The following is a 14,982-nucleotide window of genomic DNA, read 5'->3' as shown; positions in this document are numbered from 1 at the left end:
GGTTTTTTTGAGCAACTATTCAGCTACTTTTATTGATTATAGCATGGGACAACTCATTCTTCCAAAGGATTTTAGCGACATGATTCCAAAAGACCACGTGGCCCGTGTCGTCAAATCTACGCTTGGAGAAAAAAAGGGGTAGAAAGCGTGTTCGGTCATATCAAAGGCAATCGGTCGTTCCGCAGATTTTCATTGCGGGGGCTGGCCAAGATAAACATCGAATTCGGGCTGGTCGCCATCGTCCACAGCCTTCTGAAACAGGCGGAAAAGAACCGCTTGCTTCAGAAATAAGATCCGAAAAATGAGAAAACCTGTCGAGAAAGATGAATTTCTCAACGGGTTTTCTTGCTGTTTAAAAAGAGCTTTTGAGACAGTCCCTTTTTTGGGATCTGTTGCACCCCCCTTGCTTCATGGCAAGCTTTTCTGCTATGATCAATAGTATTGCAGGGTTCGATTTATGACGGAGGTGAAAGGATATGCCTGATATTTCGAAAGAGCAGGTAAAACACGTTGCCAACTTGGCGCGCCTTGAGATGAGCGAGGCAGAAGTCGAAAAATTCACGAAACAACTGGGAGACATTATTCATTTTGCAGAGTCTTTGAATGAACTCGATACAACCGGGGTTCCGCCGACCACGCATGTGCTCGAAATCCGCAATGTGATGCGCGAAGATGTGGTGGAAGAAGGATTGCCGCGGGATCTTGTGTTGAAAAATGCGCCGGATACCCAGGACGGGCAGATCCGCGTGCCGACAATCGTAGAATAAGGAGGGGAAAGCATGTCTTTGTTTGATCATAAAATTTCGGAACTCCATGAGTTTTTACATAATAAGGAAGTTAAAGTCAGCGAGCTTGTCGACGAAGCCTACAAGCACATTGCAGAAACAGACGGCAAAGTGAAGGCGTTTTTAACATTGGATGAAGAAAGGGCGCGAAAGGCCGCACAGGAAATGGACGATAAAATCGGCACCCCGGAATCCGAAAATGTGTTGTTCGGCATGCCGATCGGGATTAAAGATAATATTGTGACAAAAGATTTGCGGACAACCTGTGCCAGCAAAATCCTTGAAAACTTCGACCCGATTTACGATGCCACGGTAATGGAAAAATTACATAAGCAAAATACGATTACAATCGGAAAATTGAACATGGACGAGTTTGCAATGGGATCGTCAACGGAAAATTCTGCATTCCAAATCACCCATAATCCGTGGAATTTGGATACGGTGCCGGGCGGTTCTTCAGGCGGTTCGGCCGCAGCCGTCGCAGCAGGGGAAGTGCCGTTTGCGCTTGGTTCTGATACGGGCGGTTCGATCCGCCAGCCGGCAGCATTCTGCGGGGTCGTCGGGATGAAACCGACATACGGCCGCGTGTCCCGTTTCGGACTTGTTGCTTTTGCATCTTCTTTGGACCAGATCGGGCCGATCACCCGTACGGTAGAAGACAATGCTTATCTTTTACAGGCTATTGCCGGGCTCGACCCGCATGACTCGACGTCGGCCGATGTGGAAGTGCCGAACTATGTAGAGGCGCTGACCGGAGATGTAAAAGGCTTGAAAATCGCTGTGCCGAAAGAATATTTGGGCGAAGGGGTCGGCGAAGAAGCGCGCCAGGCTGTCCTTGATGCGTTGAAATTGCTGGAAAAACTCGGTGCCGCTTGGGAAGAAGTATCGCTGCCGCATTCGAAATACGGCGTTGCAACCTACTATCTGCTGGCATCATCCGAAGCTTCTTCCAACCTAGCCCGTTTTGACGGCGTCCGATACGGCTACCGCTCGCCGAACGCAACCAATCTGGAAGAACTGTATAAAAAAACCCGTTCGGAAGGTTTCGGGGATGAAGTGAAACGCCGGATTATGCTCGGAACATTTGCACTGAGCGCGGGCTACTATGATGCTTATTACAAAAAAGCCCAGCAGGTCCGCACATTGATCAAAAAAGATTTTGACGAAGTACTGGAAAAATATGATGTCATCATCGGGCCTACTACCCCGACGCCGGCATTCAAAATCGGGGAAAAAATTGAAGACCCGTTGACAATGTACGCCAACGATATTTTAACGATTCCGGTCAACCTTGCCGGTGTGCCGGGCATTTCTATTCCATGCGGATTTGTGGACGGACTGCCTTTAGGGCTGCAGATCATCGGGAAGCACTTTGACGAAAGCACTGTGTACCGCGTTGCCCACGCGTTTGAACAGGCAACTGATTTCCATAAACAAAAACCGCAATTGTAAGGGGTGAAAAAGATGAACTTTGAAACAGTGATCGGGCTTGAAGTGCACGTTGAGTTAAAAACGGATACAAAAATTTTCTCGCCAGCGCCTGCGCATTTCGGTGCAGAACCAAATACGAACACGAACGTGATCGACCTCGGCTATCCCGGCGTGCTCCCGGTTTTAAACAAAAAGGTTGTCGACTATGCCATGAAGGCGGCAATGGCGCTAAACTGCGAAATCGCGACCGAAACGAAATTCGACCGGAAAAACTATTTTTACCCGGACAATCCGAAAGCATACCAAATTTCCCAATTCGATAAGCCGATCGGGAAAAACGGCTGGATTGAGATCGAAGTCGACGGTGTGAAGAAAAAAATCGGCATTACCCGCATTCACATGGAAGAGGATGCCGGCAAACTGTCGCACGCAGCGAGTGAAGGGTATTCGCTTGTCGACTTGAACCGGCAGGGGACGCCGCTGATTGAAATTGTATCGGAACCGGACATCCGCTCCCCTGAAGAAGCGTATGCTTACCTTGAAAAACTAAAATCGATCATTCAATACACCGGCGTTTCCGACTGCAAAATGGAAGAAGGTTCGCTCCGCTGCGATGCCAATATTTCGATCAGGCCGGTTGGGCAAAAAGAATTCGGCACGAAAACCGAGCTGAAAAACTTAAACTCGTTCAACTTTGTGCGCAAAGGACTCGCATATGAACAGGAACGTCAGAAACAAGTATTATTATCAGGAGGCGTGATCGAGCAGGAAACCCGGCGTTTTGACGAAGCAACCGGGAAAACGATTTTGATGCGTGTAAAAGAAGGTTCGGACGATTACCGTTACTTCCCGGAACCGGATCTTGTTGATTTGTACATCGATGATGAATGGAAAGAGCGGGTGCGCGCTGAAATCCCGGAACTTCCTGACGAGCGGAAAAAACGCTACACTGAAGCCCTCGGGCTGCCTGCCTATGATGCAATGGTGCTGACGCTGACAAAAGAAATGTCCGACTTCTTTGAAGCGACGATTGCCGCCGACGCTGATCCGAAGCAGGCATCAAACTGGCTGATGGGCGAAGTGTCCGCATATTTGAACTCGGCCCAAAAAGAACTGCATGAAATTGCGTTGACGCCGGAAAGCCTTGCCGGGATGATCAAGCTGATCGAAAACGGCACGCTCTCTTCGAAAATGGCAAAGAAAGTGTTCCGCGAGCTTGTGGAAAAAGGCGGCGATCCGGAAAAAATCGTTAAGGAAAAAGGGCTTGTGCAAATTTCTGATGAAGGCGAGCTGTTAAAGATTGTAACCGAAGTGCTGGATAAAAACGAGCAATCGATTATCGACTTTAAAAACGGAAAAGACCGTGCACTCGGTTTCCTTGTCGGGCAGGTTATGAAAGCGACAAAAGGGCAGGCCAACCCGCCGATCGTCAACAAATTGCTAATCCAGGAAATCAATAAACGCTGACCTCGTATTAAGCGGCGGGCATAGTGCCTTGCCGCTTTTTTTGGCTGTTCAATTTTATTGCCAATGATCGCGAATTTCCGAGACGCCTGCGGGATATTCAGGCCCTCGTGCCGAGGTACAGGCGGGGATGCCCGCGCGGATTTCGCGATCATCAATATTGGCCACGAACATAGCCTGTTGTTTAACAAAGTAAAAACCGGGTAAATAAAGAAAAGATCAAATAGAAAACGGGGGGCAGCAAACAATGTATGATGGCATTTTTGAGCTGACATCCACGTGTGCATATTGTCTGAAAAAAGCCGGGAAAGAGATCGATGCCGTTTTTCCGGTATATGATTGGAAAACGAACAAGTTGCTCGGCTATTATTGCAAAGACCATTTTTTAAAAGTCAAAATCCAAAATTTGCTGGAAGAAGCAATCGAAAAACAAGTTGATCCGGTATATCCATAAAAAGAGCGGGCATTGTAGGCAATGCTTACCGTGGGCGGATAGGGGCAGGCCGGGTCGGCATTACCACTTATGTTGTGCCGGAAAATGCGTTGTGGGTTTTTGGGAAGAATGTCTCAGCGCATTACGAAAGGCGTGTTCGACCTTGAAGGCTTGGAAAAAAGAACAGTTAAACTCTATGCATTTTTGGATGAAGCGGCACATAAATACGGCTTTGACCGCAGCTGTTGTATTGCAATCGGTTACTCAAACGGTGCTAAAATGTTTTTCTATTATGGCAAAAAAACGTTTAAAGGTGCCATCTTCCATCACCTGATGGTCCCGCGTCTTTGTCATCCAATGTGTACATCAGCAGCATGCAGGTCACCTGGAGAATGTGTCCAATATATTCTCGATGTTTTTTTCTAGGTAAAAAGGGAAGACCTGCCTTTTTTGGGAAAACTGAAAAGCCGCAGCCTCCGCTCCCTTGTACTGACAGAGGACTGGTGCGGGGATGCGATGTTGAATATCCCGATTCTCTTAAAAAGCGCGGAAGTTGCAGGCATCTGCGTAAAAATGGTTTACCACGATGACGAACTGATGGACCAGTACTTAACAAATGGATCCCGCCCGATCCCGTTTTTTATTTTCCTTAATGAACGAGGCGAAGAAGCTGCTGTCTGGATCCCGCGTTCCCCCTCTCTCAAAAAATCGTCCCCCACATGCGACCAGCAAAAAAATGATCTCCAAATTGACGGAAATTTTTACAGGAGATACGATTCTCCAGGATAATGTTTATAATAGTATTAAAGAGACGTTAACAACAGTATTAGGGTGGATAAACTGCTCTTCGCCGTACGTATTTTGGCTTGGCTTTGTGGCTAAAAATGCCGGTTATCGCGAAAACCGCTTATCCAACAAATAAAAAGGGTTTTCCCGCCCGAAAAGCGAATGGAAACTGAAAGACTCATGAGGGGGGAGGATATGGAAGCGCAAGTGGATGCTTATCTTCACTATTTAAAGCTTGAACGGGAAAAACCCGCTTTAAATTATTTGCAGCGGCTGATCCAGCACCATCTTTCCTGCGTCCCTTACGAAACATTCAGCAAATTCCATTATTTCCAGGAGGGTACTTTCATCCCTTCGTTTGATACGTTTGTTACAAATTTATGGGAAAAAGGCTGGGGCGGCACGTGCTTTACGCTGAATATCAACTTTGCGCGGCTGCTAAGGGCGCTCGGGTTCAACTGCTCGCTTGTACGTGTCGTGCCCGGCCATGTGGCGCTCATGGTGCTCCTGAATGGAAGAAAGCTGTATGTGGATGTCGGATACGGTTCCCCGATCATGAAGCCAGTCGAAATCGAGGCAAAACGTCGCCACGTGCTCCATGGTTTTGGCGAGGAAATCATTTTTACGCAACTGGAGACTGGCCGTTTTGAAATCGACCGCCGCTCAAACGGGAAGTCTTTTGTGAAAAAAACGATTGAATGGATGCCGCTTTCGGAAGGCGATATCCGGGAAGACATTCGGACGTCATACATTGATGACAGCGCGAATCAAACGATGCGCAGGGTGACAGCGGTGCGCTTCAACGGCCGGGAGTGCTATTATTTGCGCGACCGATCGCTCAAAATCATGAACTACCGGAACATCCGTGAAGTACAGATGAAAGATTTCGAACGCTGGAAAGAAACAATTGGCGAAGTTTACCAAATTGGGGAAGACTCCGTGCTTGAAACCGTGCAGTTTTTAAACCAACGGGGAATCCATTTGTTTGGTTAACCGGCTTTGCAGCATGGAGGGGCCGGTTTTTTCGTCCAAATATCCGGCTTTCCCGGCAGGTGCTGGATTTTTTGTTCAAAAAGTTGTATGATAATTCGGTAGACATTTACAGTACGGTATTTTTATGCAGCATGAAAGGACAACTTCAGCGGACAGTTTCCGCCATTCGGACTTTTTTCGGCCTGTATGCGGAAACTGTCCGTTTGCTTGCAATACATAAATCTCATGTGTAAGAACATGTATAAGGATGATTGGAATGAAACGAGCGAGAATTATATACAATCCGACTTCCGGCCGTGAAGCTTTTAAGCGCCATCTTCCGGACGTTCTGCAAAAACTTGAAATGGCGGGGTATGAAACGTCCTGCCATGCGACAACAGGGGCGGGGGATGCCACTAAAGCGGCAAGAAAAGCGGTCGAACGCCGCTTTGACATTGTCGTGGCGGCCGGCGGGGACGGTACCATTAATGAAGTGGTCAACGGCCTCGCCGAGCAGGATTACCGGCCGAAACTCGGCGTCATCCCAATGGGCACAACAAACGACTTTGCCCGTGCCCTGCAGATTCCGCGGGATGTGGCCTCGGCGGTTGATATTATCGTAAAAGGGGATACGCTCCCCGTCGATATTGGCAAAATGAACGACAAATATTTTATCAATATCGGCGGCGGCGGGCGGCTTACCGAATTAACGTACGATGTTCCAAGCCGGTTAAAGACGATGCTCGGCCAGCTCGCTTATTATTTAAAAGGGATTGAAATGCTGCCATCGATCCGCGCAACGGAAATGACGATCGAATATGACGGTAAGCTGTTTGAAGGCGAGGCGATGATGTTTCTGATTGGCTTAACGAATTCCGTCGGCGGTTTTGAAAAACTTGCCCCGGATTCATCGGTCAATGACGGTCTGTTCACGTTAATGATCTTGAAAAAAACGAATCTGGCCGAATTCATCCGCATCGTAACCCTTGCTTTGCGCGGTGAGCATATCAACCATCCGAACTTGATCTACACATCCGCAAGCCGCGTCAAAGTCAAGTCGCCTGAGAAAGTTTTATTAAACCTGGACGGCGAATATGGCGGGGAAGCTCCGGCTGTATTCGAAAATCTGTACCGCCATCTCGAAGTTTTTGTGCCGATTGACAAAATCCGCCCGCAGGATAAAATCGACTAACAATACGATTGTTTTTACGGTAACCTGCCAATAAAACCCATTGAGAAATAATGTATTTCTCAATGGGTTTTTTAAGCTGCCATCAAGTAATATGAGCTGTAATTCATCCGCTGCATCTTTTAGAAATCTGTTAGAAACAAAGCTGAGCCGTGGGCCGGGTGAAGTGTCTCTTAAAAGCCTCTAAGAGATAAGACAAAGCCTGAAACCGTGCAAAATGTCTTTAAAGAAGAGCCCAACTAGACAAAAGCCGGGGGACAGCGGCCGAAATGTCTCATAGAGGGTTCCAAATAGACAAAAGCTCGTGGATTCGCGACCGAAATATCTCGCATACGGTTCCAATTAGACAAAAGCCCGTGAATCCGCGACCGAAATGTCTCGTAGAAGCCTTTACTTGCAATCATATAGCTTATCGTGGTCCGCCTTGGACAACTTATAAAAAAGAGGGTGCCCGGCCTTTTAAAAACTCATGGGCAGCCCCCTTCCCGGCGCGTTTAAACTTCTTCTTTCAATGCAGCCACGCTGTTATTAAATTCCTCCTCAATTTCCGTGTGGTGCTGATAAGTAACCAGGCTGACAACGTAACTAACAATCAGGTTAAATGCAAAGCCGGGAACCATGGAATACAATTTGGCGTCCAGCCCCGACAGCGTCCACACAATCACGGTGACAGCGCCCGTAATCATGCCGAAAAGCGCCCCTTTGTAATTCATCTTTCTCCAGAACAGGCTCAAAAAAATGACCGGCCCGAATGAAGCACCGAACCCCGCCCACGCATAACTGACCAGCTCCAGAATGGTGGAGTCGCGGTTTAAGGAGAGCAATGCGGCCACGACGGAAACAACCAGCACCGCCAGCCTGCCGAAGAAAACCGATTCTTTATCCGAGGCATTCCGGCGGAAAAATAATTTGTACAAGTCTTCCGTCAGCGCGCTCGAGGTGACGAGAAGCTGGGAGGAAACTGTGCTCATAATCGCAGCCAGCACCGCTGCCAGTACGAATCCGGCAATCAGCGGATGGAACAGGATTTGCCCGAGCTGGATAAAGACCGTTTCCGGATTTGCCAGTTTATGGCCTGGCTGGTGGAAATAGGCGATCCCGATTAAAGCGGTAAGGGATGTGCCAACGAGTGATAAAATCATCCAGCCGATTCCGATTCTGCGCGCGTTTGCCGTTTCTTTTACCGATTTGATGGCCATAAAACGGACGATAATATGCGGCTGGCCGACATATCCGAGCCCCCATGCCAGTGCAGAAATAATACCGAGTACCGTTGTCCCTTTAAAAAAGTCGAGCAGCTCCGGGTTGATGGTTTTCACGGTATGAAACGTTTCCACCGGCCCGCCCGTTTTCGTAAAAGCCACAATCGGCACAAGCACAAGCGCGGTCACCATAATCAGTCCCTGGACAAAATCCGTCCAAGAAACGGCGAGAAATCCGCCGAAAAGGGTGTACAGCACTACAACGCCTGCCACGATGACAAGCCCTGTATAATAGGACATATGGAACGAGTTTTCAAAAAAGACTGCGCCGGATACCATCCCCGATGAAACATAAAGGGTGAAGAAGATCAAAATGACAAGTGCAGAAACAAGCCGCAACATTTTTGTCGGGTCTTTAAAACGGTTTTCAAGATAAGAAGGGATCGTAATGGAGTCGCCGGCGACCTTTGTGTAGGAGCGCAAACGCGGCGCCACAAGCCTCCAGTTTAAGTACGCCCCGATCGTCAGCCCGATTGCAATCCATGCATCGGCAAGTCCGGTCACATAAATGCCGCCCGGGAGCCCCATCAGCAGCCATCCGCTCATATCGGCAGCACCGGCGCTTAACGCGGCAACAGCCGGGCCGAGTGAACGCCCGCCGAGCATATAATCATCCAGGTTGCTCGTCCGCCGGTAAGCAACCCACCCGATCCAAAGCATTAGCACCATATACAGGCCGATTGAAATCATCTTTAATGTTTGGTCACTCACAGAAGAAGTATCCCCCTTTATTTTTTGTACTTTCAAAAATAGTCTATCATTAGAAAATGTTTAAAAAAAGATCATTGTAACAAAAAATGCCCGAAAGAATTTTTTCGTTCTAAGAAAAGGATTCCGGATAGAACTGTAGTAAAATAAAGGCAAATAACGTGATAGCGGAGTGGTCGGCATGGTTTGGTTCCCCGTGAAATCGATGATCGAAATCATAAAAACACAAGGCCCTGTCGTGATCAAGTGGGTACACGATTATTGGAAAAGTGCAAGCAAAATCATCGGGGCTGCCGGATCGGCCGGGAAAACGATCCAATGGTATCGGAAATATAAAAATAAACAGCTGGGAACCCTCAAAAACCAATATGAATATTACGAAAAGCAGGTGCTGGGCCATTTCAGCGGCTGTACGAGAAAAGACCTTTACCAATATATATTGGAAATCGAAAAAACTATTCAGCAAATTGAGCAGGAACAGCAATCCAACATGTTTTTGTTAAAACCGTTTTATGGACAGGAAATCCGGAAGTGGAACGCAATCTTTGCCCAAATCACAGATAAAATGTCGGTGAAAGACTACCAGGAATATTTGCTGATGTATAACAATCCGGACTATGAGAATGGTTATTTTAAGGGCTTTGATGCCCTAACCGGCAAGTTTAAAAGCATTGCGGCTTCCGGGGACATGGAAGCTTTGTACCGGTTTATTTCCGAAAAAACCGGCATGCCGATGGAAAAAATAAAAAGTGATTTTTCATAGCGCTTTTCTTTATGATACAATTTCCGTAGCCATTAAGACGTAAAGGAAGACGTGCATGAAAAGAACATTACCGGTCCAAAAGAACGATTGTATAGACGTTGTTTTTGAAGATTTGACGCATGACGGCGCAGGGGTGGCCAAGGTGGACGGCTACCCGTTGTTCGTTAAAAACGGCCTGCCTGGTGAAAAAGCAAAAATAAAAGTTATTAAAGTTAATAAGAGCTACGGGGTCGGCCGTCTGCTTGACCTGTACGAAAGGAGCCCGTACCGCGTTGATATCCCGAAAGAAGACGCTCCTAAATACGGAGGCTGCCAGCTTGCCCATATCAGCTATGAAGGGCAGCTGAAATACAAGGAGAACCAGGTCCGCCAAGTGATTGCCCGGATCGGAAAAATCGAAGGTGCGCGCATCCATCCGATCATCGGGATGGACAACCCGTGGCAATATCGCAACAAAGCCCAGGTGCCGGTCGGGGAAAAGGATGGAAAACTCGTTGCCGGCTTTTTCAAACCGAGGACCCATGAAATTATCGATACCGACGAGAGTGTGATCCAACTCCCGGAAGTCAATGAAGCGATCCATACGGTGAAAGAAATCTGCAGCGGACTCGGGATTCCCGCATACAATGAAGAAAGCCACAGCGGCGTGCTCCGCCACATTATGGCCCGGTACGGGAGGCAGACGGAAGAACTGATGGTAGTGCTGATAACACGGACGGATAAAATTCCACGCCAAAACGAGCTGGTTGAGCATATCGTTTCGCGGCTTCCAAAAGTAAAATCGGTGATCCATAACGTCAATCCTAAACGGACGAATGTCATTTTGGGTGAAAAGACGGAGACATTATGGGGCAGAGATGTGATATATGACATGATCGGGAACGTAAAATTCGCCATTTCCGCCCTTTCTTTTTACCAAGTGAACCCGGTGCAGACAAAAGTGCTGTACGAAAAAGCGCTCGAGTACGCGGAGCTTACCGGCAGTGAAACCGTCATTGATGCTTACTGCGGCATTGGGACGATCTCGCTTTTCTTGGCGCAAAAGGCCCAAAAAGTGTTCGGCGTTGAGGTTGTGCCGGAAGCGGTTGAAGACGCGAAACGGAATGCGGCGCTGAACGGGATGTTGAATGTAAATTTTAAAGCGGGGAAAGCGGAAGAAGTCATCCCAAAATGGTACGAAGAAGGGAACACCGCCGATGTGTTGGTGGTCGACCCGCCGCGCAAAGGCTGTGACGAGTCGCTGCTTCGAACCATTTTGGAAATGAAGCCGCGGAAAGTCGTCTATGTTTCCTGCAACCCGGCCACGTTGGCGCGCGATTTGCGTATATTGGAGGACGGCGGCTACCGCACAACGGACGTCCAGCCGGTGGATCAGTTCCCGCAGACCGTGCACGTGGAAGCAGTGGCAAGGCTTGTACTCGGTTGTAGCCCACAAATAAACTTTTCCGATCCAAAATAAAGATTTCTGATCCAGCCCTGATTTTGTGAAAATAAACTTTTCCGAAATCAGGGCCTTCTTATGTGCAAACACTTGTTCTGTATGGGGATCCTTTTCGTCCTCTATTTTCCAAAATTTGACCAATCATAAGTACTTTCTTTTTGTATTTGCCTTCAATGGCATTACGTTCAGAGGCATCCTGATTCGCCGAGAGGACGGGGGCTAGTCACCTCCTCCTACTCGATGGCTTGCTGAATAAGCAAAAATTCCAGATTTGACAAGGGTTTTAGCCACTTTTGCCGAATATAAAGTGTAAGCGTTTTTGGAAAATGCGTAAAAACCTTGCGCTTGGAGACCAAAAAATGGTATATTTTACCATTCGGTGAAAAATAAAACAGGGCTTGCATCTGATTCGTTCAGCAAGCCCTAGTTAGAAAGGGTGTAAGAACCGTTCGCGCACAAAAAAATAACGCGAACGGTAGTTAGAAAGGGTGTAAGAACCGTTCGCGCACAAAAAATTAACGCGAACGGTAGTTAGAAAGGGTGTAAGAACCGTTCGCGCATAAAAAAAAAGCGCGAATGGTAGTTAGAAGGGGTATAAGGACCGTTCGCGCATAAAAAAAAGCGCGAATGGTAGTTAGAAGGGGTATAAGGACCGTTCGCGCACAAAAAAATAACGCGAACGGTAGTTAGAAAGGGTGTAAGAACCGTTCGCGCACAAAAAAATAACGCGAACGGTAGTTAGAAGGGGTATAAGGACCGTTGACGCATAAAAAAACAGCGCGAATGGTAGTTAGAAGGGGTATAAGGACCGTTCACGCGTAAAAAAACAGCGTGAATGGTAGTTAGAAGGGGTATAAGGACCGTTCACGCGTAAAAAAACAGCGTGAACGGTAGTTAGGGCTTGCTGATTACAAGGGTTTTAGCCACTTTTGTTGAATATAAAGTGTAAGCGTTTTTGGAAAATACGTGAAAAGCCTTGCACTTGGAGGTATTTCAATGTCCAAAAAAACGGAACATCAGTTGACCCTATTTGTCTATCATGAGTGTAGATCAACCCCCAGCGGTCAAGAATGCAGAACGGGTATGTATCCAAAAATAAAAATTTACAAGGGGCCGGACAACACGTGTCAGCCATCTGGGGACATTGCCCACCAATCGCCCTAATTTTTGGAGTGCGGTTTCTGAAATTCCGGGCAAACATTCAGATCGTCCCCATCTTGTTCTGTCTGAAGCTTAATGGATACAAGGCAATTGATCCAGTACTCTACATAAAACGAAAAACAATCTAGCCAACGGTAAAGAGTTGATTCATCCGCAGGGAAGTCATGCTTAGAAGGGCTCGTTAAAACCGCTTCTATACAATCCAATTTATATCTTTCCTGAATCCGTGACGAAATTTTCACATAAAGTCATACAATTCGCTTAAAATCTAGTATAATATGGGCATAAATCCAATTTAACCAATTCCACAGGTGATCTTGTGAAAAAGTTTATTATAGAATATACCAATGAACGGATTGTTGCCCAATCTGGATTATTGTAGGAAATTTACTAGATCAAACAAATTTAGCTTCAAAGTTAAATGCCTATAAACTGCCGGGGATTTCCAGAAATCGCAGCTGCTCCAATGGAGATGTAAAAGCGATTTTGATCATATTGAAACATTCCGGGATGATGCCTTCTTTCAACTGGCTTTGGATATCCAAAGGGTTCCTTCCAGCACGACTTTAAGGCAGCGTCTAGACCAGGCTGCCTTGACGAAAAAGTGGAAAGAGATCCTGCATGAAGAATCACTGAATCTCATCCGCCGGATAAATGCTGAAATCAGCCCTGTTTACACCAAAGACAAGGCATATATACCGGTTGACCTGGATGTCTCCCCATTTGACAATTCCAAGACGAAAAAGGAAGGCGTGGAAAGAACCTATAAAGGCTGTGACGGTTACGCCCCATGTTCGCTTACATCGGGCAGGAAGGCTTGAGAGAACAGGATGCCCCTCTGAAAAAGAGAGCCACGAGGAGGAGAATTAGAACCGTCATCCAGAACATGATCATCATGGCTTCGAAGCTGGTTCACCAGGGGCGCCAATGGAAACTAAAAGTCAGCTTAACCAACAAATGGCGTCCAACCTTTGAGCGCCTTTATTATGCTTTTTTCTAATGCCGGCATGAAATTCGGAGTTGACAGAAAAACTTGCAAAAAATGGAAACGGCAAGTTTATTTGGCATGCCATAAAACTGCTCAAAATATAAGGAGGTGCTTAAGTTGATTAAAACCATTTATGCTTTGGGAAAGAACTATTTAACAGCGGAAAATCCATCTATGATTCAATCTATGACTCTACCGATTGCCAGGTCCGATGATGCCATTAAATACGCTGTTATTGTTGATTTTTCGCTTACAGAAAAAAGAGTTCGGTTAACGCCGAAGGAAATAGGAGAATCAACGTCATCGGAGTTGTTATGGATTGGTACGGTGGATGGAGCTGCGAGTCCGCAATGGTTTGGAACCGTGAGCATTAACAATGTCGAATATTTGCTTAGTCAGACGATTACTAATCTCCTTGATCGTTGGAACCAAGAGGACCCCTATTACTCTCTTTTACAAGAAGTGCAAAATGTTTTCTTCGTAGATCTTGGAGCGGAAAAAAATCGGAAGAACGATATCGCTATGTGTTTAATCCAGCCTATGTTGGCGGCGAATTAACGGAAAAAAGTGCGAAAAAAGCTGTCAAAGCAGTTGCAAAACAATTCCAAACTTTTATGGAAAAAGAAGCTAATGTCCGGGCGAAAGATGTTCTACTATACACGTTGGCTATCGATGGACAACTTGTAGTTTCGCAACCCGAATATGAACGGCTTGTGATTGCCCAAAAATTAAGTGTTTTTGAACATGCAAAAAAAGGAGTGTGCGCTCTTACTAATGAGGAAAGTTTGGTTACAGGTCAAACGACAAAACTAAAATTCAACTATTACATAAATGACAAAATCAACTTTGCGAGCGACCTTGAGGAGAAATCATTTGTCAAAAATTTATCCATCAGTAAAGATGCTTATCAAGCGATTATGGCGGGAGAAGCCTATATTCTTCGCCACTTTAATACTCGTTTCAGTGGTCTCCCTTGTTATATTATCCCAGACTTTCTATACGATGTGCCGTTTGAAAATATTCCATTTGAAAAGATTCGTGAACATATTCATCGGTTTGTCCGCACAATCAAAACGGTGAAAGTTGCGGAGGATTTGGAACAGGAAATCGAAGACTACAAAGAATACGAATACCAAATGGACAACCGACAACCATATTTCGTTACATTTTCTTTTTTACACAAAAACACAGTCGGCTTTAAAAGTGAACAAGCTGTTATCTGATGTTCCCCTCACTCATTTTCGACGGCTACGTTCCGCGATGAGGAAAATTGGAGAAACTGGGCAACGCTTTTTTGAAAACGAAAAATTCAATTTTGGTTTAGAACCTATTTACTATTTAATTCCAATGCATGCTCAAGGTGGAGAAAATTCCGAAAAGCGCAAAATTTTACAAGTCTATGAGTCGCTATTAACGAATAAACCGCTTTCCTATCAATGGTTAATTGCGCAATTTGCACAACTTGCGAAAATTCACATGTATGCGAACTATAGTGTTTATCAGTATAACGATAAAAAAGAGTATAACGATTATAATTTAGTAGACGCGATGGTGCGAGCGCAATTGTTTTTGAAAATGTTGCAAGATCTTAGCTTAATA

General features: G+C 46.2%; 14 protein-coding genes and 2 pseudogenes. 15 read left to right on the top strand and 1 reads right to left on the bottom strand.

The window, feature by feature from the left end:
* Window positions 1-7 precede the first annotated feature (7 nt).
* The 9 genes and pseudogenes from GBH70_RS17525 to GBH70_RS11180 all read left to right on the top strand — a co-directional run bounded on the left by GBH70_RS17525 (window position 8) and on the right by GBH70_RS11180 (window position 7,063).
* Window positions 8-142, top strand: coding sequence for a hypothetical protein (locus GBH70_RS17525; protein ID WP_259370055.1), 135 nt, complete (start codon window positions 8-10; stop codon window positions 140-142).
* Window positions 112-279, top strand: a pseudogene (locus GBH70_RS11215) (transposase); the annotation flags it as partial. The gene GBH70_RS17525 and the pseudogene GBH70_RS11215, both read left to right, overlap by 31 nt.
* 197 nt (window positions 280-476) lie before the next feature.
* Window positions 477-767 carry an Asp-tRNA(Asn)/Glu-tRNA(Gln) amidotransferase subunit GatC gene (gene gatC, locus GBH70_RS11210; RefSeq protein WP_151681129.1) on the top strand — a complete coding sequence of 97 codons (291 nt, stop codon included), beginning with the start codon at window positions 477-479 and terminating at the stop codon, window positions 765-767.
* 12 nt (window positions 768-779) lie between these two features.
* Window positions 780-2,237, top strand: a complete 1,458-nt coding sequence (gene gatA / locus GBH70_RS11205; RefSeq protein ID WP_151681128.1) for an Asp-tRNA(Asn)/Glu-tRNA(Gln) amidotransferase subunit GatA — start codon at window positions 780-782, stop codon at window positions 2,235-2,237.
* Window positions 2,238-2,249: 12 nt separating this feature from the next.
* Window positions 2,250-3,683 carry an Asp-tRNA(Asn)/Glu-tRNA(Gln) amidotransferase subunit GatB gene (gatB, locus tag GBH70_RS11200; RefSeq protein WP_151681127.1) on the top strand — a complete coding sequence of 478 codons (1,434 nt, stop codon included), beginning with the start codon at window positions 2,250-2,252 and terminating at the stop codon, window positions 3,681-3,683.
* Window positions 3,684-3,927: 244 nt separating this feature from the next.
* A complete protein-coding gene (locus GBH70_RS11195; RefSeq protein WP_151681126.1) occupies window positions 3,928-4,134 on the top strand; it encodes a hypothetical protein in 207 nt (68 codons plus the stop codon).
* 429 nt (window positions 4,135-4,563) lie between these two features.
* On the top strand, window positions 4,564-4,902 hold the full coding sequence (locus tag GBH70_RS11190; RefSeq protein WP_253693790.1) for a thioredoxin family protein: 339 nt from the start codon (window positions 4,564-4,566) through the stop codon (window positions 4,900-4,902).
* A 192-nt stretch (window positions 4,903-5,094) separates the two neighbouring features.
* Complete coding sequence (locus GBH70_RS11185; RefSeq protein ID WP_151681124.1) at window positions 5,095-5,892, top strand: arylamine N-acetyltransferase; 798 nt, start codon at window positions 5,095-5,097, stop codon at window positions 5,890-5,892.
* A gap of 256 nt (window positions 5,893-6,148) precedes the next feature.
* Complete coding sequence (locus GBH70_RS11180) at window positions 6,149-7,063, top strand: diacylglycerol kinase (protein WP_151681123.1); 915 nt, start codon at window positions 6,149-6,151, stop codon at window positions 7,061-7,063.
* 491 nt (window positions 7,064-7,554) lie between these two features.
* Here GBH70_RS11180 and putP read toward each other — a convergent pair whose 3' ends face one another.
* Window positions 7,555-9,033: a sodium/proline symporter PutP gene (gene putP / locus GBH70_RS11175; protein WP_151681122.1), complete on the bottom strand. Its 1,479-nt coding sequence runs from the start codon at window positions 9,031-9,033 to the stop codon at window positions 7,555-7,557.
* 178 nt (window positions 9,034-9,211) lie between these two features.
* Here putP and GBH70_RS11170 point away from each other — a divergent pair, with 178 nt between their 5' ends.
* The 6 genes and pseudogenes from GBH70_RS11170 to GBH70_RS18005 form a co-directional block, all read left to right on the top strand.
* Window positions 9,212-9,793 (top strand): hypothetical protein, encoded by a 582-nt coding sequence (locus GBH70_RS11170; RefSeq protein WP_151681121.1) that lies wholly within the window; start codon window positions 9,212-9,214, stop codon window positions 9,791-9,793.
* A gap of 55 nt (window positions 9,794-9,848) precedes the next feature.
* Entirely contained in the window at window positions 9,849-11,252 is a 1,404-nt protein-coding gene (gene rlmD / locus GBH70_RS11165) for a 23S rRNA (uracil(1939)-C(5))-methyltransferase RlmD (RefSeq protein WP_151681120.1), read from the top strand.
* A 1,676-nt stretch (window positions 11,253-12,928) separates the two neighbouring features.
* On the top strand, window positions 12,929-13,216 hold the full coding sequence (locus GBH70_RS17270) for a hypothetical protein (RefSeq protein ID WP_151681119.1): 288 nt from the start codon (window positions 12,929-12,931) through the stop codon (window positions 13,214-13,216).
* Between the two features lie 284 nt (window positions 13,217-13,500).
* Window positions 13,501-13,941 (top strand): TM1802 family CRISPR-associated protein, encoded by a 441-nt coding sequence (locus GBH70_RS17265; RefSeq protein ID WP_253693787.1) that lies wholly within the window; start codon window positions 13,501-13,503, stop codon window positions 13,939-13,941.
* A complete protein-coding gene (locus tag GBH70_RS18010; protein WP_253693783.1) occupies window positions 13,908-14,606 on the top strand; it encodes a TM1802 family CRISPR-associated protein in 699 nt (232 codons plus the stop codon). The genes GBH70_RS17265 and GBH70_RS18010 overlap by 34 nt, the downstream gene beginning before the upstream one ends.
* 37 nt (window positions 14,607-14,643) lie before the next feature.
* Window positions 14,644-14,982, top strand: a pseudogene (locus tag GBH70_RS18005) (TIGR02556 family CRISPR-associated protein); the annotation flags it as partial.

It is taken from the genome of Weizmannia acidilactici (genome assembly GCF_008974225.1).
In the GTDB taxonomy this organism is placed as follows: domain Bacteria; phylum Bacillota; class Bacilli; order Bacillales; family Bacillaceae_C; genus Weizmannia; species Weizmannia acidilactici.
Note: the sequence above shows the minus strand (reverse complement) of the source record. Positions and strands in the feature narration are given on the sequence as shown.

Coding starts and splice junctions, on each gene's coding strand:
- gatC (WP_151681129.1), top strand. CDS start 477: ATGCCTGATATTTCGAAAGAGCAGGTAAAACACGTTGCCAACTTGGCG.
- gatA (WP_151681128.1), top strand. CDS start 780: ATGTCTTTGTTTGATCATAAAATTTCGGAACTCCATGAGTTTTTACAT.
- gatB (WP_151681127.1), top strand. CDS start 2,250: ATGAACTTTGAAACAGTGATCGGGCTTGAAGTGCACGTTGAGTTAAAA.
- GBH70_RS11195 (WP_151681126.1), top strand. CDS start 3,928: ATGTATGATGGCATTTTTGAGCTGACATCCACGTGTGCATATTGTCTG.
- GBH70_RS11185 (WP_151681124.1), top strand. CDS start 5,095: ATGGAAGCGCAAGTGGATGCTTATCTTCACTATTTAAAGCTTGAACGG.
- GBH70_RS11180 (WP_151681123.1), top strand. CDS start 6,149: ATGAAACGAGCGAGAATTATATACAATCCGACTTCCGGCCGTGAAGCT.
- GBH70_RS11170 (WP_151681121.1), top strand. CDS start 9,212: ATGGTTTGGTTCCCCGTGAAATCGATGATCGAAATCATAAAAACACAA.
- rlmD (WP_151681120.1), top strand. CDS start 9,849: ATGAAAAGAACATTACCGGTCCAAAAGAACGATTGTATAGACGTTGTT.